Source organism: Schlesneria sphaerica, from assembly GCF_044336245.1.
Classification (GTDB): domain Bacteria; phylum Planctomycetota; class Planctomycetia; order Planctomycetales; family Planctomycetaceae; genus Schlesneria; species Schlesneria sphaerica.
The window spans coordinates 3,634,534-3,653,080 of sequence record NZ_CP172346.1 but is presented as its reverse complement, the minus strand read 5'-3'; the positions used below and the strand labels follow the sequence as shown (position 1 = coordinate 3,653,080).

At 56.3% G+C, this 18,547-nt stretch carries 15 protein-coding genes; 2 read left to right on the top strand and 13 right to left on the bottom strand.

Going from position 1 to position 18,547, the window contains the following annotated elements; genetic code table 11:
• The first annotated feature begins 222 nt into the window (after positions 1–222).
• A complete protein-coding gene (locus tag ACGY09_RS13295) occupies positions 223–1,419 on the top strand; it encodes a DUF3419 family protein (protein WP_397568098.1) in 1,197 nt (398 codons plus the stop codon).
• 55 nt (positions 1,420–1,474) lie between these two features.
• On the opposite strand, the gene ACGY09_RS13290 is transcribed toward ACGY09_RS13295, so the two are convergent.
• Positions 1,475–1,966, bottom strand: a complete 492-nt coding sequence (locus ACGY09_RS13290; RefSeq protein ID WP_397568097.1) for a metallophosphoesterase family protein — start codon at positions 1,964–1,966, stop codon at positions 1,475–1,477.
• Between the two features lie 505 nt (positions 1,967–2,471).
• Between ACGY09_RS13290 and ACGY09_RS13285 the strand changes: the two genes are divergently transcribed.
• Entirely contained in the window at positions 2,472–3,500 is a 1,029-nt protein-coding gene (locus tag ACGY09_RS13285; RefSeq protein ID WP_373649763.1) for a zinc-binding alcohol dehydrogenase family protein, read from the top strand.
• A gap of 155 nt (positions 3,501–3,655) precedes the next feature.
• On the opposite strand, the gene ACGY09_RS13280 is transcribed toward ACGY09_RS13285, so the two are convergent.
• The 12 genes from ACGY09_RS13280 to nuoD form a co-directional block, all read right to left on the bottom strand.
• Entirely contained in the window at positions 3,656–4,555 is a 900-nt protein-coding gene (locus ACGY09_RS13280) for a small multi-drug export protein (RefSeq protein ID WP_373649764.1), read from the bottom strand.
• A 61-nt stretch (positions 4,556–4,616) separates the two neighbouring features.
• Positions 4,617–6,170 carry an NADH-quinone oxidoreductase subunit N gene (locus ACGY09_RS13275; RefSeq protein ID WP_373649765.1) on the bottom strand — a complete coding sequence of 518 codons (1,554 nt, stop codon included), beginning with the start codon at positions 6,168–6,170 and terminating at the stop codon, positions 4,617–4,619.
• Positions 6,167–7,840: a NuoM family protein gene (locus ACGY09_RS13270; RefSeq protein WP_373649766.1), complete on the bottom strand. Its 1,674-nt coding sequence runs from the start codon at positions 7,838–7,840 to the stop codon at positions 6,167–6,169. The genes ACGY09_RS13275 and ACGY09_RS13270 overlap by 4 nt, the downstream gene beginning before the upstream one ends.
• A gap of 13 nt (positions 7,841–7,853) precedes the next feature.
• On the bottom strand, positions 7,854–9,842 hold the full coding sequence (gene nuoL, locus ACGY09_RS13265) for an NADH-quinone oxidoreductase subunit L (protein WP_373649767.1): 1,989 nt from the start codon (positions 9,840–9,842) through the stop codon (positions 7,854–7,856).
• Positions 9,843–9,981: 139 nt separating this feature from the next.
• Positions 9,982–10,422 (bottom strand): NADH-quinone oxidoreductase subunit NuoK, encoded by a 441-nt coding sequence (nuoK, locus tag ACGY09_RS13260; RefSeq protein WP_373649768.1) that lies wholly within the window; start codon positions 10,420–10,422, stop codon positions 9,982–9,984.
• Positions 10,419–11,168, bottom strand: coding sequence for an NADH-quinone oxidoreductase subunit J (locus ACGY09_RS13255; protein ID WP_373649769.1), 750 nt, complete (start codon positions 11,166–11,168; stop codon positions 10,419–10,421). Before ACGY09_RS13255 ends, nuoK begins: the two co-directional genes overlap by 4 nt.
• Positions 11,169–11,299: 131 nt before the next feature.
• Positions 11,300–11,947 (bottom strand): NADH-quinone oxidoreductase subunit I, encoded by a 648-nt coding sequence (locus ACGY09_RS13250; protein WP_373649770.1) that lies wholly within the window; start codon positions 11,945–11,947, stop codon positions 11,300–11,302.
• A gap of 116 nt (positions 11,948–12,063) precedes the next feature.
• Positions 12,064–13,284 (bottom strand): NADH-quinone oxidoreductase subunit NuoH, encoded by a 1,221-nt coding sequence (gene nuoH / locus ACGY09_RS13245; protein WP_397568095.1) that lies wholly within the window; start codon positions 13,282–13,284, stop codon positions 12,064–12,066.
• 183 nt (positions 13,285–13,467) lie between these two features.
• Positions 13,468–15,144 (bottom strand): molybdopterin-dependent oxidoreductase, encoded by a 1,677-nt coding sequence (locus ACGY09_RS13240; protein WP_397568094.1) that lies wholly within the window; start codon positions 15,142–15,144, stop codon positions 13,468–13,470.
• Between the two features lie 65 nt (positions 15,145–15,209).
• Entirely contained in the window at positions 15,210–16,544 is a 1,335-nt protein-coding gene (gene nuoF, locus ACGY09_RS13235; RefSeq protein WP_373649773.1) for an NADH-quinone oxidoreductase subunit NuoF, read from the bottom strand.
• Positions 16,545–16,635: 91 nt separating this feature from the next.
• Complete coding sequence (locus ACGY09_RS13230; RefSeq protein ID WP_373649774.1) at positions 16,636–17,109, bottom strand: NAD(P)H-dependent oxidoreductase subunit E; 474 nt, start codon at positions 17,107–17,109, stop codon at positions 16,636–16,638.
• A 183-nt stretch (positions 17,110–17,292) separates the two neighbouring features.
• Positions 17,293–18,513, bottom strand: a complete 1,221-nt coding sequence (gene nuoD / locus ACGY09_RS13225) for an NADH dehydrogenase (quinone) subunit D (protein ID WP_373649775.1) — start codon at positions 18,511–18,513, stop codon at positions 17,293–17,295.
• Positions 18,514–18,547 lie beyond the last annotated feature (34 nt).

Genomic DNA, 18,547 nt, shown 5'->3' with positions numbered 1-18,547 from the left:
AATCGGCCCTGACAGGGTGCTGGCGGGTGGTGGATGACCTCGTTTCATTTCCCACGAAATGGGGATGTGATCCGTAAATGGGGCCACGGTTGAGAATCAGCCTCCATTCCACCAACATAGGGCGGTCCGTGGTGTGTCTGGTGCGTTCTCGCTCAGGACATCCCGTTCACGTTATGTGCCCGGCGCTTTACGAACATTCCACCAATACGAACAGTCTCCAATATGGTTGTCGAACGTCTCAGTAAGACTTGGTTCAATCTCGTTCATGGACGGAACATCGTCTACAACCAGTGTTGGGAAGATCCCCGACTCGACCGGGTTGCTCTGGAACTGACACCGCAGGACCGCGTCGTCGTCATCACCTCGGCCGGCTGCAACGCGCTGGACTACGCTCTGGCGGGGGCCGGGCACGTGCATGCGGTCGACATGAATTCCAAGCAGAACCACCTGCTCGAATTGAAACTGGCGGGGGTGCGGCACCTCGATTACGACACGTTCTGGAAACTGTTCGGGAATGGATGTCTGCCCGAATGGAATTCCGTCTATGCGAGCCAACTGCGGCCTCACCTCCCTTCCGATGCTCGTCGGTATTGGGATCGCAAGGGAGCCTTGTTCAAGGAAGGCCGTCGCAAGTCGTTCTATTTCCGCTGTACCAGCGGCACCTTCGCGTGGTTCGTCAACTATTACATTGATCGTGTCGCCAAGATGCGCGATGCCGTCAATGCACTGCTTTCCGCCGAGAATGTGGAACAGCAGAAGAGCCTGTTCGAGCAATACGATCTGGCGAAGAAGCTGTGGCGTCCGATGATCAAGTTCGCCATGCGGCGTGACGTGACACTGTCGCTGCTGGGTGTTCCCCGAGCTCAGCGGAAGCAAATCGACGAAGGATACCCCGGTGGAATTCTGCAGTTCGTCGTCGATCGCGTGGAAGCGGTCTTCACCAAGATCCCGCTTAAGGACAACTATGCCTGGCGAGTCTATCTGACCGGCCAGTACTCCCCCGAGGCCTGCCCTGAGTACCTCAAGCCAGAAAACTTTGAGCGTCTGAAGGGGGGTGTGGCTGATCATGTCACGACGCACACCAACACGGTTCAGGGTTTTCTCGAACAAGCGGAAGAACCCGTATCGCGATTGGTTCTACTGGATCACATGGACTGGCTGTCTCGCGACCCGGCCAAGCGGATTCTGACTTCGGAATGGCAGGCCATTCTCGACAAAACCACCCCCAATGCACGCGTGTTATGGAGAAGCGCCGGCCTCGATGGAACGTTCATTAATTCCGTGGAAGTCAATGTCGATGGCCAGAAACGTAAGCTGGCGGACCTGCTCCACTACAATCACGCCCTGGCGACCGAACTGCATGCAAAGGACCGCGTGCATACCTACGGCAGCTTCTGTATCGCGGATATTCACCGGTAACGGTAGCGAGAGAGTCCTTGAGAGGAAACCGAGCCCGCCGCGTGTCGCGCGGCGGTTATTCGGGGACTCGCAACAGACGGAACTGGTCGTCGGCCAGGTTGCCGATCATGACTGTGTACTGCGAGGCCCGATGAAGTGCACCGGGATTGATGTCGCGAGTCGCCCCTTCGATTCGATCCGAAGGGATATGCGTGTGACCGGTAAAGAGGTAGTCGGGGTTGCTCGCTCGCAGCCGCCGGTACTCGCGAGGGATATGACCATGCGTGATGCCGATTCGCTTCCCCGCGAGAGTGACTTCGCCGCCCCATCCCAGGTTGATCGAACCTTGGGCTTTCTCGATCGCAGCTTGAATTAACTCGGCACTACACAGGTCATTGTTCCCGAGGACAAAGTAGCACTGGAGGGCCGAGCAAATCGTCACGATGTCGGGGTCGGTCAGGTCGCCACAATGAATGAGTGCTTCTGCCCCCTCGTCCTGCAGGAGTCGAACGGCTGACTCGGTACGTCTTCGCTGGTTATGCGTGTCTGACAAGATACCGATCAGCATCGAAAATTCTCCTTAGCGTGAAATCAAAGAGGCACTTTCTCAACAGAGTGGACGAAGGATCGCGGTCGAGACTGAAGTGAGTCTCTCTATCGGAACAGACAACGGAAATCCCGCTGACGATCCCGACGAATGGCACTTTCAAGTTTTTGTCGGTCGGACTTCCGACCAAAGATGTCAGATCGTGGAAAGAGTAAGGCGCAGGCTGAGCCGACATAAGGGCCGAAACAAAATGTGGGATGCTTTGGGAGAGGTGCAGTCTAGCAAACTCGCGAAGGAAAAAGCTCTATCGTCAGTGCGATCAAGGCGATATCTTCCCAATTCATGCACCCTGGTTTATGTGGCTGTATCGCCGAAAAGATCGACCCTCAGGCAGGAGCGGCCGGCTCAAGGTGACGTTTTTTGAAGGTTCGCTCGACCCTGTAACTGTGAGTTTCCGCCCGGAAGAGATTGAATCGATCGAGCGAACACTTGTCGTGTGGTTCCTCTATTTTCTGATGAGACCCCTATGCGTGCCATCCAACTCGAAAAGCCACTTCAGTTTCGTTTGATCGATATCCCCGAGCCAGAAGCTCCGCAGGCGGATGAGGCCGTTGTTCGAGTCCATCGAATCGGGATCTGCGGAACCGACCTCAGTGGCTACCTCGGCAAGATGCCGTTCTACTCGTACCCGCGAATTCCCGGTCACGAGCTGGGTGTCGAAGTGGTGGCGGTTGGTTCGGGAGTCACCAACGTCAAAGTGGGAGACCGCTGCTCGGTCGAACCTTACATGAATAACCCCAACAGTTTCGCCAGTCGCCGGGGCCGCCCGAACTGTTGTGAGGACCTGCAAGTGTTGGGGGTGCACACCGACGGCGGAATGAGGCCCCTGTTCAAGGTCCCTGCTCGCAAGCTACATCCCTCCGCAAAGCTCTCGCTGGAGCAGTTGGCGCTGGTGGAGACACTGGCCATTGGGTGCCACGCCGTCGCCCGTTGTGCTCCTCAACCCGGAGAGGATGTTCTGGTGATTGGAGCCGGACCGATCGGCCTGAGCGTCATCGAGTTCGTGAAATTGACCGGCGCAAACCTGATCGTGATGGACATGGTCGCCAGCCGACTGGAGTTCTGTCGCAATACGATGGGTGTCAAGCACACCGTTCAGGCCGGGGACGGTCAAGAGGAAGCGACGCTGCGCAAACTGACCGACGGCCATCTTCCGACAATCGTCATCGACGCCACGGGAAGCTGCAAGTCGATGTCACATGCCCTGAACTATGTCGGCCATACGGGCAAGCTGGTATTTGTAGGGATCACGACCGAGAACGTCTCGTTCGGTCATCCCCTGATGCATCGGCGTGAGATGACTCTTCTGGCAAGTCGCAACGCACTCCCGGAAGACTTCGGCCGGATCATTGGGCTGATCGAGGCGGGGACGATCGACACACGTCCCTGGGTGACGCACAGAACAAGCTTCGACGAATTGATCGCGGAGTTCCCCAGCTACACGAAACCGGAAACGGGGGTCATTAAGGCGATCGTGGAAGTGCCGATGTCCTGATAGCCGCAAGGGACCTCCCGCAGTTAAGAAACGGGCGACGCGGTGGCTTGGTCTGCCGCTCGCCCGGGGCACTTTAATCGACCATAGAAACGCAGGACGTTTGAGAAAAACTGAAGGAGCAGACGCGGGGCCGCTCACACCTGAATCGAGACCGGCTACACGGTCTGGTCTGTGCCCGCTGACGTAGCGGCATCGGCCTGCTGCTTCCGCTGTGCTTCGAACGCTCGCTTCATCGCGGTGTAGCGGCGTTCCAGGAAGAAGATGATGAGCAGAATGATCGGGATACCGCCCCACTTGATCAGGGGCGAGTTTTCGAGGTTATCAGGGAGGCTATCCTTCACGAGAACCGTCAGTGCCAACATGGCGCCGTTTCCGATAACGGCCCCCAGTGTACTCCCCCAGAAAATGGCCCAGCGGGAAAGACCCAGTAGACGACCAAAAATGGCACCACCGGCACTTCCGGTAGCAGCCAGAGGAAATGCGATAAACGCCAGGAGGCCCAGAAACGTCATGCGTTTCATCCAGGGCTGGTGAGCCAGAATGAACTCGCTGTCACTGGACAACGAGGCGATTTTGGGGCCGATCCACGGAAGACGAAACATGAAGCCCACATGGAAGGCAAAGAACAGTGCGACCATCGCATCCTGGTAAGTCACCATCCAGAAGAGGGTCGTCGGGCTGAGACCACTAAAGGGGGTGACGATCGAAAAGCGACCGAGGAAGGCGAATGAGCAGGCGGCAGCAAAGAGAAGCTTTCCGCAGAAGACCGGACCGCTGACGAGATAGACCACGCCGAACAGCAGCATCGTCGTCAGTAGGGGACCAATCAATGTCCCCAGCCAGATCGCAAAGTGATTTTTGTGGAAGTCCTTCTCGAACTTCAGAAACGACTCCACCATCCGCTCGTGTTCCACGGCGTCCGGCAGGGTGTTCTCAGGCGGAGGTGAGTGGTGGTTTTCGAGCATGTGGATATCGGGAGAATTCAGCTCGCATCCGGCCAGTTCCCTTGTTGAGGTCTCTGGTCGGATGCGATTGTCGAGCGTGATCTTCATCATCCCGAAAGATCATAACCAATCAAATTGCGATGCGAGAAGCAGAGGGTCTCGCACTTCACATTCAAGGCATAATGCTTTGGATTGGAGTCCACAGCCAACCGGGCAGGAAGAACAGCCCAATGGTACCAATCAGGCAGAGTCCGGCAGCGATCAGCGAAGGCGTTTCCGGCTGACTATCGTACTCGCTTCGATCAACAGGGTCACGCAGGAACATGACACCGATAATCTTCAGATAGTACCAGGCACCCAGAACCGCGTTGATCGCGAGGATCACGGCCAACTGCTTGCTCCCTTCGCTTCCCTGTGACCAGGCGGCGAAGAAGAGATTAAGCTTACCGAGCAAACCGGCTGTCGGTGGCAACCCGGCGAGACTGAACAGAAAGACCGAGAGGATCAGAGCCAGAGCCGGGCGGTGGTGAGACAACCCGTTCAGGTCATCGTAGGTTTCAATTCGCTTGTTCTTCCGGCTGGCGGCAATCAGAACGGCGAATGTACCCAGTGTCATAGAACCATAGACGGCGAGGTAGAACAGCATAGCGCCGATGCCACTGACGGCATTCCGGGTAACTCCCTCCGCCAGGGTGCCGGTTTCTTTGTGGAACTCGTGCTCCATGCCCACAATCAGACCGACCATCATGTAACCAGCGTGCGACACGCTGGAATAAGCCAACAGTCGGCGAATGTCGGTCTGAAGCAGAGCCATGAGGTTGCCGACAAACATCGTGATGACCGCCAGCCACCACAGGACGGGAACCGCCGCGGGTGTGATCGACCACGCTGTCAGAATCTCATCGGAACCGGTCGCTGGGACGAGAAGCCGGAGCAATGCGACGAGACCCGCCACTTTGGGGATGAACGACAACATCGCAGCCGATGAAGTCGGAGCCCCCTGGAAGACGTCAGGAGCGTAAAAATGGAACGGCACAGCAGTCAATCGAAAGCCGAGACCGGCGATGATCATCACCGTGGCAACCGTCACCAGAGAGTTGATCGGATGAGGTCCTGCAGTGAGGGCGGCGTGGATCGCCGCAAGATTCGTGGTTCCGGTGACTCCGTAGAGATAACTCATTCCGAACAGCACGAAGGCGGACGAGAAGATACTCAGCAGGAAGTACTTCAGCGTTGCCTCTTGAGCAGGGGCGTCACGTCGAGGAAGCAGCAGGAAGAGGTAGGTCGGGACGCTGACCAGTTCCAGAGCAACAAAGAGCTCGACCAGATCATTTGCGGCGGCGATCAAGTTGACGCCCGCAAGAATCGCCAAAAGGCAAGCGTGAGATTCGGCCGACCGCGAGTCGTCAGCCTGATTCCAGTGCAGCAGAACCAGGATGGCACCGAAAACCAGTGTCAGGCCACGGACGTACCAGGTCAATTCGTCAAGAATGAAAGGGCCGAGTGTCCGGGTAACAGGGGTCGACTGCCACCAGGCGCAGCCAGCGATCAGGATGGCCAGCAGGGAAAACATTCCCCAGCGATGTCGAAGACCTGCCGGCGCTTCTCCTCGTTCACTCACGAGAAAAGGAGCGGCAAAGAAGATCAGACATGCGGAGGCCAACAGGATCGCATCTGGGACAACGAGCGAGAATGCCCCATTCAGATGTTGAATGGCTTCGTTCAAGGGAGGACCTCCGAGCCGAGAGCCACGCTCGGCAGATTATTCAAAGTTGTATGAGTTGCGACTTCAGGTTGAGTGGCCTTGAAGTTGCCGTAGAGCTTGGCGACGGCTTCAACATCAGGCCGGATCAGGTTCAGGAGGGGCTGTGGGAACAATCCCAGCACCAGGCACAGCGTCAGCAAGGGAGCCAGTGCGGCGACTTCGCGGACATTCAGGTCGGTAGCAGGCTCATGGTGTCCGTGACTATGGTCTTCAGCGGGCAATCGGACCTTACCGAAGAATGCGTGCTGCACAACACCGAGCAGATACCAGGCACCGAGAACGACACCCACGGCACCAAGTGCGGCGAGGATGACTCCCTGTCCGCCACCTGCCTTGAACATCCCGGCAAGGCACAGGAATTCACCAACGAAGCCGTTCAGGCCGGGCAGGCCGATACTTGCAAAGGAGGTGAAAACCATTGCCACGCCCATCAGCGGGAGCTTGGTGGCAAGGCCACCCAGTTCGGTCAGTTGGCGAGTGTGATAGCGTTCGTAGAACATCCCGACGATACAGAACAACGCCCCGGTCGATAGACCGTGGTTGATCATCTGCAGCACGCCGCCGCTGATCCCTTCAACGTTCAAGGCAAACAAGCCCAGCATGCAGAAGCCAAGGTGAGCGACCGAACTATAGGCGACTAGTTTCTTAATGTCTGTTTGTGACAGAGCACAGAAGGATCCGTAGATGATGCCAATGGCGGCCATGCTTCCGATCAATGGCAGGCCAGTGTTGAGGCATGCATCGGGCAGCATAGGCAGCAAAAGTCGGAGAAAACCGTAGGTTCCAAGCTTGAGGAGGACACCTGCCAGCAGGACCGAACCTGCCGTGGGGGCTTCCACGTGAGCCAGTGGAAGCCACGTGTGGAACGGGAACAAGGGGACCTTCACCATGAATCCGGCTGAGATCATGAGGAATAGTGTGAACTGTGTTGCGGCCGGCAGCGGATTGCGTACGAGAGCCGATGCCAAGTCGGGGATGGAAAACGGGGTAGTCAGACCGGGATTGAGCTGGACTGTCGTCACGACGAGGGAGACAAGTCCGAGCAGCGTGATCAAGCTGCCAGCAAGAGTGTAGACGAAGAACTTGCCTGCGGCGTAACGTCGAAGCGGCCCCCCCCAGATGCCCACGAGGAAGAATAGCGGGATCAGCGTGAACTCGAAGAACACATAGAACAGGATGATGTCGAAGGCGCAGAAGACCCCAATCAGCCCTGTTTCCAGGATCAGCAGGCACGCATAGAACTCGGCAGCACGCTCCTTGATGGCCGTCCAGGAGACGAGCACCGACGAGATGGTCAAGATGGTCGTCAGGACCACCATTGCGGTACTGATTCCATCAAGACCGAGGAAAAATTCCAGCTTGATGTTGGGGCTATGCGGACCTGCTTGTGACAAATCCAGCCAGGTGTGGCGCTGGACAAGTTGTGGATGAACCGGTCCACGCTCGGAAGAGGGGACTTCCGGCAAGGCCAGAAACTGAGCCGCGACACCCCACGAAACGAAGAAGGTGACCAGCGTGGCCAGCAAGGCGACCCAGCGAGCGCGTGATGCAGGAGCCTGTGGATCCAGCAGCAGCAACGCCCCTGCAGCGACTGCCGGTATGAAAATCATGATCACTAATAGACTGGACATCGAAAAAACTTCCTCACATCGTTGCCGCTAACGCTCTGAGCACCGAGACCAAGCACACTACGAGACCAATCATCATGACGGCCCCGTAGTTCTGCACCATGCCGTTCTGGACTGGCCGGATGATGCTTCCCAGCAGGCCGGGAAGAAATCCAAAGCAATCCACCAGCGTATCCACTACCCAGCGATCGAAGAGTTCGCAAATGGTGGCGAAAACTCGAAGCGGAGCGGCGATGATTTTGTAACCCAACCAATCGATATAAAGACCTTCCTGTGAGGCGGCGTAGCCGTAGGAAAGTTTCTGTTTGAGGTTCTCTGCAGTGCGAGGGGAAACAACGTAGAGGAAGTAGGCGATCGCAATGCCGCCGATGGCGAGGACGGAACTGATGCCCATCATTAACCAGTTGAGGGCAAAATCGTGCCCCTCTGGAAGACCGGGGGTGTGATGCAGATAGTGGCTGTAAAGGTGTGTTGGTCCGGTGACGAGACCGATCGCCAGTGCGGCAACAGCGAGAATGGCAAGTGGTCCTGCCATGGCTGGTGGGGCGTCGTGCGGATGATGACCTGCTTCCTCGGGGAACTTCTCTTCGCCCCAGAAGGTCATGAAGTAGGCGCGGAATGTATAGAACGCCGTCATCAGGGAGGTCAGCAACGCGACACCGAGAATGATGCGGTAATAGCCAGGGTTTCGGCCGTGGCTTGAGGCCGAGGCCAGAACCGCCAGGATCTCGTCCTTACTCCAGAAACCGGACAGCAGGGGGACACCGGCGAGAGCGAGTGCTCCGGCGAGGAAGGCCCAATGGGTAATAGGCAAGGCCTTACGCAAGCCGCTGAAACGCCGCATATCGATAATGTCGCCCATCGCGTGCATGACCGAACCTGCTGAGAGGAACAGGACAGCTTTGAAGAACGCGTGTGTGAACATATGGAACATGGCATAAGTGACAGCATGAATCGCCAGGTCTTCGCTACTGCCGGCAGCACCCAGAGACATGAACATATAACCGAGTTGACTGACCGTGGAGTACGCGAGGACGCGTTTCAGGTCGTATTGAGTCAGTGCGGTGATCGCAGCAATCAAAGCCGTTGCGGCACCGATTCCTGAGATACCCATTTGGATGTAGGGGGCATGAACGAAGAACGGAGTACAGCGTGCGACAAGGTAAACGCCTGCGGTGACCATGGTGGCGGCGTGGATGAGTGCCGAAACAGGAGTCGGACCTTCCATCGCGTCGGGAAGCCACACTTGCAGTGGGAACTGAGCCGACTTACCAACGGCTCCGACGAACAGCAACAGGCAAATCCAATGGAAGACCTCTGGCTGGGATTTCAGAACTTCGTTGATCAGATCAGGCGACTCGAACAGCGCGATGAAATCGAGAGTGCCAAAGGTTTGCCAGATCAGGAACATTGCCAGCAGGAAACCGAAGTCGCCGATACGGTTAACGACGAAGGCTTTCTTGGCTGCCGCGGCGGCACTGGGTTTGTGAAACCAGAAGCCAATCAACAGATAACTGCAAAGGCCCACTGCTTCCCAGAACACGAACATCAGCAGAAAATTGCTGGCGAGGACGAGCATGCACATCGAGAAGACGAACAATGACATCGCGGCGAAAAAGCGGGGATAGCCGGGATCACCCTTCATGTAGCTGCTGGCGAAGATCGCAACCAGCAGACTGACCGACGTCACCATGGCAAGCATCAGAGCCGACATGGCATCGGCGCGAAGCGTGACGGGAACATCGAGCGTTCCGACCTGGATCCATTGGTAGATGAAGGTCGTGATGGAATGGCTCGCCTCGTGTGCATCGTGTCCAAACCCCTGCGGCACTACGGCCAGCAGAAGATAGAGCGATGACAGGAAGGAGACCGTCAATCCGAGCACCAGAGGTCGGTGCGCGTATTGTCGGCGGACCACCTGCCCTACCAGCACAATCCACAGGCACGCCAGCAATGGGGCGGCCGGAATCAGCCAGAGCACGTTTTCTTGCAACCAGTTCGTCACGTTGAACTCCGCGTTTTCATTCGCATTAAAACTTAAAATCTGGCGAGCCGGATTTCTTTATGTTCCCGATTCGGTGTGCAGCGTCCATCGGGGTGGTGGGTAGGTCGAGTCACCTCAGCGAGGCCAGTTCCTGTCGAGATCAGGTCCTGGCGTGAGTGCCGGTTGGCGTTTTTGGCATTCGCCCAGCAGGTGTCAGGTGAGGCAAATCCAGGTTCGGGTCTGGTGTCACAGGTGCTTGAGGAGCAGGTGGGGCCGTAAAGACCGGCAAGTCCTCTTCACCCAGCTTGCCCCAAAGATTGACGTCCAGGGATTTCCGGCGCTGATAAAGTGAGAGGATCATGGCGAGGGCGAGGCCTGCTTCACACGCAGCGATCGTTAGCACGAAGATCGTAAAGACATCCCCTTGCGGGTTGCCATGGTAGCGGCTGAATGCGGTGAGGTTGATCGAAACTCCGTGCAGCATGAGTTCTGCAGAGAGCATAATCAGAATGAGATTCCGGCGCGTGAGGAAGCCGATCATTCCCAGAATGAACAGGATCGCGCCGATAACAAGTTGGCTTTCCAGAGCGGTGGCAGTCATAGTGTTCCCTGAGACTTTCGTGGCGCAATAGCGATGGCCCCAATGGTGGCAATCAGCAAAACTGTTCCAGCCATCTCGACGGCGTACAGGTAATCTCCAAACAGCGAGCGACCCAGCACACGCAACGAACCAATTTCGTGCGGATTGTCTACAGGTGCCTGGCTGAGTGGATTTGGGTGAAGTGCTTCAGGAACAGCAATGAACCGCCCCTGTTCTGCAGTAACGTTCTTGACCTTCCAATCCTGGAGCGAGAACAGGAGGGCGCCTAACAGGATGAAAGCACCCAGTGATGCAAAGGCGGGCTGACTCGGGTTGAGATCATAACTGGAGTCGGCACCAGACTGATTCGCGAGCATGATGACGAAGAGGAAGACGACGATGATCGCACCGGCGTAGACAATAATCGTGGAGGCCGCGAGAAACGGCGCCGAACTGAGCACGAATAATCCGCAGACCGCCATCGTCGTGAGCGCAAACCAGAGGGCCGAGTAGACCGGATTCGGATCTGTGACCATCAGACCCGCAGCAATCACTGCGGATGAGGCAAACAGATAGAAGAGAACGTTCCGGACCACATCCCCTGCGGGAGGCAGCAGCATCTGCTGAAGCATGAGGAGTGCAGCAAGTGCGGCAAGCCCGCCGAGGATCCGCGGTCGCTGTCTACCTGCGGGCATCAACCCCCAAACGGAGAGCCACCCCAAACCCAGGGGGATCAGCAGCAATCCGTTGTTGTCGTTCCATTCCATCTCGATCTCTTCCCTATTGCAATTCAGCAGAAGGATACTGGCTTTGATTACCGCCGGGTCGTCCAGTTGCCTGAAAGTTGTCACCGGACTGCATTCAGAAGAATGCTTGTATCACATTCGTGCAGGATTCTTTACTTGATGACCCCTGCCGACTCGGCCTTCGCGGCGCGGTCGTCAGGTCGAACTTCGGTTGCGGGGCCGAGGGTGGGAAGTTCGCTGAAGTCGCTGGCGTGCCCCAGCTTCCCTTTGTGCGTTCGAATTGGGTCTCGTCCCGAATCCTTCGTCTGGTCGAAGACGCTCAGCAGCTTTTCTTTGTCGAACAGCATTTCCTGTCGCGTCATACCGGTCAGGTCGAAAATGTTCGTCAATTCAATCGAATCAACCGGGCAGGCCTCTTCACACATCCCGCAGTAGATACACTTCAGTTCGTCGATGACGAACGACTTGGGGAACTTGTCCCGGTCTGCCCAGTTGGGATCGTCCTTAGGAGCATCCTGAGCGACGATCTCGATGCAGCGAGCCGGACAGGCCGTGGCGCACATCATACATGCAACGCACTTGACTCGCCCCTTGTCATCCCGGTTCAGACGATGAACACCCCGGTAGTGTAACGGGAGGTTCGGCTTCTGTTCAGGATAGAACTCGGTAATTGGATTAAAGTCGACAACGTGCTGACCTGTTGTCCGCAGGCCACTGACAACCGCGGGAAGATACGTCGATTCCCAAAAATTCATCGACGGTTCTTCAACCCACTCGATGTCCTTCGGATCAATTGGCATGGTCGTTCCTCGTTCTTTCCGCGCCGGCGTGTGCCGGAAAATCTCTTCGTGATCTCACACCGTAGTGGGCCACGTCTGTTAATTCGGTTCGTCTTGTCCTGATGTTGCTCGGTCTATCAATGGGCCGGTGCATGATGGGCATGCCCGTGCGGTTCGGGGACAGTGTCGACAACCCGGCGAGCGAAGGGCCGAGTGGCTTGCGTGCCAATCAAACCCGCACCCAGGAACAAGCCGGCTGACATCGGCAGGAGCCACCAGGGATTCAATTGAAACTGCTTTACGAGCATGACGCAGACGACGTTCAAGGTGGCCAGTGGGATCAGCACTTTCCAGGCAAGTCCCATCAGCTGGTCGAACCGGAATCGAGGAATCGTCCAGCGAAGCATTTGAATCACGATGATGAAGGCGAACGATTTCGTCAGCAGGACGAGTACTTTCACCAGTGTCGACCCGAGATAGTTGCTGTTGGCTTCTGCGATGAGGGGGAAATGCCAGCCGCCGAAGAACAGGATGCTCGTCAGGAAGCTAATTGTGATCACGTGCGTGTATTCGCCGAGGAAGAAGAGTCCCCACTTCATTGCGCTATATTCTGTGTGCCATCCGCCCACCAGTTCCTGCTCGCATTCGGAAAGGTCGAAGGGAAGTCGTTGTGCTTCTGCCATCGCGGCCACGAAGAAGATCACGCAGGCCAGGGGTTGATACCAGAAGTACCATCCGAGGACGCCAGCGTTGGCCTGGTTCAGCAGAATCTTTTCCACGTTCATTGATCCCGTCAGCATCGCCAGTCCGACGACAGAGAGACCGAGGGGAATTTCATAGCTGACCACCTGGGCGCTGGCTCGCATGGCGCCGAGTGCACTGTATTTGTTATTCGATGCCCATCCCCCGAGGATGACACCATACACAGCGAGACTGGAGACGGCGAAGATGAAGACGAGTCCCAGATCCACCCCCGGAGCGATGATGAAGGGGAACTGCCCATCGGTGGGGGTCAGGTTCGAAGGGACGGGACCGAAGGGAACGACCGCGAAAGCCAGCATCGTGGTGAAAACAGAGATACCGGGGGCCAGAACGTAAAGGAACTTGTCGACATGCCCGGGGATCACATCTTCCTTCAGCAGCAGCTTCAACATGTCTGCGACTGGCTGGAACAATCCCCATGGTCCGACCCGATTCGGCCCGACACGGTCTTGCATCCATGCGGACAGCTTGCGTTCCAGGAGAATCAGATACGAGCAAACCCCCAGATTCACCTGCAGCACGATGACGATTGTCAGCAACGGCATGATGAATGGGCGAGCCCATTCCGGAAACCAGTTAATCAGTTGTTCAAGCATGACGCAGGTCGACTCTTTAGTTGACGCTCATCCTCATCATGAGGGCGAGATGAGCGAAATTTGTGGTAAAGCTTCGAAGGACACCATCAGGTCATCCCCTCGGTTTCGTAGCGGAAGAGCGTTTTCCACGCGTCCTTCGGGGTGCTGCGGGAGGATCGCTTCCTCCGACGTTCTCGTAAGGATTTACTTGACTTCCTGCAGATCCGCAACAGGAACGGGTGAGTCCAGCATAACACCTTGTTCACCAAGTACACCTACACTCAAAGCTTGCAGTGCAGGGATCTCTGCCGCGATTTCCTTCCGCAAGCTGTCAGCGTGAAACAATTCCTTGCGGCCCAGCAACTCCAGGAGGATTCGGCCATCCGGACGAGATCCATCGGGACCTCGCAGACCGCGATGAATGGCCTGGGCGAGTCCTTTGTGGTTGATGAATGTTCCCTCTTTCTCGGCCCACGCACCCCCCGGCAGGAGGAAATGAGCCTTGTCGCTTGCGGAGCTGGAGAGCAGATCCTGCACAACGAGCAGCGAAAGTTTGTCGAGTACGCTGACGTCGGAATCGCTGATTGAGCCTTCCGGATCACCGCCCAGAACATACAGCGACTTGACTTCGCCACCCTGGACTTGCTTCAGCAGCGTCGAGAATGGGATGACTTCACCCTGGAAGTGCTTGAGTACGGCTTCCACCCCGAGTCGATTGGGACACTTTTCAGCCCGGATCGTAAACTTGGCGGGAGAGACAGCGTTGCCGTGGACGTCCTTCGGATAGTGATCGTCTTCACCGACGACGCGGACCGGACCGAGCGTCAAACGAGCATTCGGATGCTGCTGTCGGGCGAACTTGGCGAGCAGGTAAGCCTCTTCGACAGTCGCCCAGGGAGAGATGGAAACTGCGAAAACTTCTGACTTCTTGGTGGCCAGACTGGCGATCGTGGACTGAAGTGCGGACAGCACTTGATCCCAGTCGTTCGAGACGGTCTTTCCGCCAGAACGATGTTCTGGTGTCGACAGGCGACGATCGGAATGGATGTACTTCCATCCGAACCGTCCTTCGTCACACATGAAGCTGCCTTGAGCCTTGGGATTTTCACGTGGCTTCAAGCGGTAGAGGACATCGTCGTTTTGATCGACGGTGATGCTGCAACCCGTGCTGCAGTTAGGACAGACGCTGTTCTTGGATTTCAGCCACCAGACGCGTTGCTGGTAGAGGAAGTCCTTGCTGCACAGAGCCCCGACCGGACAGAGGTCGACAACGTTTCCTGCGAGTTTGTTGTTACACGGTTCGCCCGGGAAGATATCGATCTCTTCATGCGTGCCGCGGCTGATGACCTGCATTTCGGCCGTTCCGCTGATCTCGCGGGTAAACCGAACGCAGCGGGTGCACATGATGCAGCGATCGGTGAACAGCGTGATCTGATCGCCGATATAGTCCTTGTCCGGCTTAATGTTCTTTGGTTCCTGCAGACGGCTGTAGCCACGCCCGTAGGTGTAGCTGTAGTCCTGCAGACCGCATTCGCCGGCCTGATCACAGACAGGGCAGTCGAGCGGGTGGTTCAGCAGCAGGTACTCAAGTGTCGCCTTCTGTGCAGCGAGCACCTTCTCGCTGTTCGAGACGATGACGGTGCCGTCTTTCACCGGAGTTTGACAGCCGGGCGAGAGTTTTGGCTGCATGACGATGGTGCCGTCAGGCTTTTTCTCTCCGACTTCCACCAGACACATGCGGCAACTGGCCACGACGGAAAGGTCATGGTGCCAGCAGTAACTCGGAATGGTATCCCCTGCCCGCTCAGCCGCTTGAATGCAGTTAAGCTTCTCGGAAGAGCCAATCTCGACAGGCTTATTATTGACGATGACGGTAGGCATGGGAAATTAGTAGATTATCGCTAGTGTTAGGAAACTCTGTCGCGTCGAACCGACCATTTCACGACTCAATGCACTGCCATCAGTGCTTCTGCTGACTTCACCGTCTTGAGGCCCGAGTTGATGTAGTCTTCAAACTCGCCTCTAAACTTCTTGATTGCGTTCTTGATTGGCCATGCGGCACCGTCGGAAAGACCACAGATTGTGGTTCCGGGAATGATCCCCATCGACGAAGCCACTTCGGTCAGGAGATCCAAGTCGCGGATCTGCCCTTCGCCCATACGAATACGGGTTAGAATCTTGTGCATCCAGGCAGTCCCTTCGCGGCACGGCGTACATTGTCCGCACGACTCGTGAGCGAAGAACCGGGCACAGTTGAAGAGCACATCGACCATACTTGTCTGATCATCAATGACCGTGACAGCCGCCGTACCAAGACCAAGACAGCCGGCTTTTCCGGGCCCGTTGAAGTCCAGTGGCAGGTCAAGTTCGTCGGCAGTCATGAAGCCCATGCTGATGCCGCCCGGAACAACGGCCTTCACTTTGCGACCCTTCCAGACACCACCACCTTGCTCTTCAATCAACTGGCGTGAGGTGACGCCCATCGGTAGTTCGTAACACCCCGGTTTGTTGATGTGGCCGCTGATACAGTAGAGCTTCGGACCATAGCTTCCTGCATCGCGAGGGTTATTGGGGTCTGGCGGAACACCCATGCTTTTGAACCACTCGGCGCCACGGTCGAGGATCTGTTTCACACAGGCCATCGTCTCGATGTTGTTAACAATGGTGGGTTTACGGAACAAACCTTCGATTGCAGGGAATGGTGGTTTGATGCGTGGCCAGGCACGCTTCCCCTCGAGGCTTTCGATCAGTCCCGTTTCTTCCCCGCAAATATAGGCTGCAGCACCCCTGTGCAGAACGACATCGAGGTCAAAGCCGGTGCCGTGAATGTTCTTGCCGAACAAGCCAGCGGCATAACACTCTTCAATTGCCTTCTTAAGAGCGCGGTAGCTGCGTCCGTACTCGTAACGCAGATAGATGTAAGCCTTGTTTGAACGAATCGCATGGCAACTGATGGCGATCCCTTCAAGGACCTGATGCGGATCCATTTCCATCAGGATTCGGTTGTTAAACGTGGCCGGTTCCGATTCATCGCCATTGATGGCGAGATAAATGGGACCTTGATGATCCTTGGGCAGAAACGTCCACTTCAGTCCGGTGGGAAAGCCTGCCCCACCACGACCGCGCAGTCCAGAGTCTTTCACCAGATTGATGACGTCGACAGGCGCCATTCCGAGGGCCTTCTTGAAGCCTTCGTATCCGCCGTCTTTCCGGTAGGTTTCGAGCGACTGGCTGTCGGGCTTGCCAATCCGCGCCAGCAGTGTTGGTTCAAAAGTAGCCATGGTGTTTTAAAGGGATTTCCAATCGGGGAACGATGTTGAATTACGATTGCTGCATCGGTTGATCAACTCGATGGATCACCCATTTCTTTATTTAGAGGGACTTCAAAAGTTCATCCGCCTTCTCTGGCGTGATGTTCATGTGAGCTTCGTCGTCGACCAAGATGCACGGGGCACCGTCACACGCACCGAGGCACTCGGCGAATTCCATTGTGACCTTGCCGTCCGCAGAGGTTTCGCCTGGGTGAACGTGCAGCTTCTCGCACATGTGTTGCAGCAGTTCTTCGCCACCTCGCAGCATGCAGCTGATGCTGCGGCAGACCCACACTCGGTGCTTCCCCAGCTTGTGCTTTTCGTCTTTGAAGAACTGATAGAACGTCATCGTGTCGTGGACTTCGGCAGGACGAAGTTCCAGCAGTTCGGCGATCTCGCGAACGGCTTCAATCGAAACGTGTCGCTCTGCATCCTGCACCAGGTGCAGGGCTGGCAGCACAACGGCTCGCTTATTCGGATAGTTGGGAAACAGCGCCCGAATCTGGTTTCGCAGTTCCTCGCTCAACACTCCCATCGTTTCTCTCATTTCGCGAATAAGTGACTTCAGACAAAGCCTGCAACCAGTCCGCTTTTACAGGGGACACCGGCTCGGTTGCTTGATCACGGCTTATCAGGCTCGTAAGTCGGCTCGTAACAAAACATCGTTATAAGTCACCGCACTGGCAGCACGGTGGTGACTGCCGGACCGGGTTCGGGGTTACCGATCCAGTTCAGCAGCGATGATATTCAGGCTACCCAATACCGCAACGACATCACTGAGCTGATGGTTCTTGATGATGTGCGGGAAGGTTGCAAAGTGGATGTAGCTGGGTGGTCGTGTCCGTGCGCGATAGGAACGAGGACTGCCATCGCCAACAATGTAATAACCGAGTTCACCGTTCGGCGATTCGGTCGCTGCGTAGATTTCTTCCTTCGGAGTTGGAAACCCGCGGTTGGGCATCATGACTTCGAAGTGCTGGATCAGGCCTTCGATACTTCGATAGACCGCTGGTTTCGCCGGGATGACAGCCTTGCTTCCGGCGTCGACGTTGACCGGTCCTTCAGGGATGTTCTCGATGCACTGCTCGATGATCTTGATGCTTTCGAGCATTTCCTGCATGCGGACGAGATAACGTGCGTAGCAATCGCCGTCTTTCGAGGCGATAACCTTGAAGTCGAGGTCAGGGTACGCCAGATACGGTTCGTCCTTACGTAAGTCACGCAGGACGCCGCTGGCTCGGGCGAGTGGACCGGTGACGCCCATGTTGATGGCATCTTCGGTGCTCAGGTAACCGATTCCTTTGACTCGCTCGATGAAAATGCGGTTGCGGGTCAGCAGCCGATGGACTTCGTCGTGAACCGCTGCGAAGCCCTTGACGAAGCTGCGAACCTTGTCGACCCAGGCATTATTGACGTCGAAAGCGACGCCACCCACTCGGGTATAGCTCGTGTGGAAGCGCTGGCCCGAGGCAGTTTCGACAATGTCGTAGATCAGTTCGCGCTGACGGAAGAAGTAAAGGAACGCTGTGAAACCACCCAGGTCCAGCGCACAGGTGCCGGTGTTCAGCAGGTGGTCCTGAATTCGCATTAATTCGGCGAGGATCGTTCGCAGATACTTACACCGAGGAGTCAGTTCGATTCCGAGCAGCTTCTCGACAGCGTGGTGCCACGAAATCTCATTGTGAAGCGGAGAAATGTAATTCATCCGGTCCACAATGGTGACGTACTGATTGAAATCGAGATGCTCACCGAGTTTTTCAAACCCGGAGTGGAGATATCCAATGTGTGGCACCGCGTTGACTACGGTCTCACCATCCAGCGTCAGTACCAGACGGAGGGTGGTGTGCGTAGCAGGATGTTGAGGTCCGAAGTTGAGTGTCCAGAGATACTCTTTATCGGGGGCATCCAATTCAGCGAGATCAGAAACTTCAAAAGGCATGATCGTCTCTTGGACGGTTGTTGGAAATCAGACA

Excerpts from the sequence above, each read along its gene's own strand:
- ACGY09_RS13295 (WP_397568098.1), top strand. The coding sequence starts at position 223 with ATGGTTGTCGAACGTCTCAGTAAGACTTGGTTCAATCTCGTTCATGGA.
- ACGY09_RS13290 (WP_397568097.1), bottom strand. The coding sequence starts at position 1,966 with ATGCTGATCGGTATCTTGTCAGACACGCATAACCAGCGAAGACGTACC.
- ACGY09_RS13285 (WP_373649763.1), top strand. The coding sequence starts at position 2,472 with ATGCGTGCCATCCAACTCGAAAAGCCACTTCAGTTTCGTTTGATCGAT.
- ACGY09_RS13280 (WP_373649764.1), bottom strand. The coding sequence starts at position 4,555 with ATGATGAAGATCACGCTCGACAATCGCATCCGACCAGAGACCTCAACA.
- ACGY09_RS13270 (WP_373649766.1), bottom strand. The coding sequence starts at position 7,840 with ATGTCCAGTCTATTAGTGATCATGATTTTCATACCGGCAGTCGCTGCA.
- nuoK (WP_373649768.1), bottom strand. The coding sequence starts at position 10,422 with ATGACTGCCACCGCTCTGGAAAGCCAACTTGTTATCGGCGCGATCCTG.
- ACGY09_RS13255 (WP_373649769.1), bottom strand. The coding sequence starts at position 11,168 with ATGGAATGGAACGACAACAACGGATTGCTGCTGATCCCCCTGGGTTTG.
- ACGY09_RS13250 (WP_373649770.1), bottom strand. The coding sequence starts at position 11,947 with ATGCCAATTGATCCGAAGGACATCGAGTGGGTTGAAGAACCGTCGATG.
- nuoH (WP_397568095.1), bottom strand. The coding sequence starts at position 13,284 with ATGCTTGAACAACTGATTAACTGGTTTCCGGAATGGGCTCGCCCATTC.
- ACGY09_RS13240 (WP_397568094.1), bottom strand. The coding sequence starts at position 15,144 with ATGCCTACCGTCATCGTCAATAATAAGCCTGTCGAGATTGGCTCTTCC.
- nuoF (WP_373649773.1), bottom strand. The coding sequence starts at position 16,544 with ATGGCTACTTTTGAACCAACACTGCTGGCGCGGATTGGCAAGCCCGAC.
- ACGY09_RS13230 (WP_373649774.1), bottom strand. The coding sequence starts at position 17,109 with ATGGGAGTGTTGAGCGAGGAACTGCGAAACCAGATTCGGGCGCTGTTT.
- nuoD (WP_373649775.1), bottom strand. The coding sequence starts at position 18,513 with ATGCCTTTTGAAGTTTCTGATCTCGCTGAATTGGATGCCCCCGATAAA.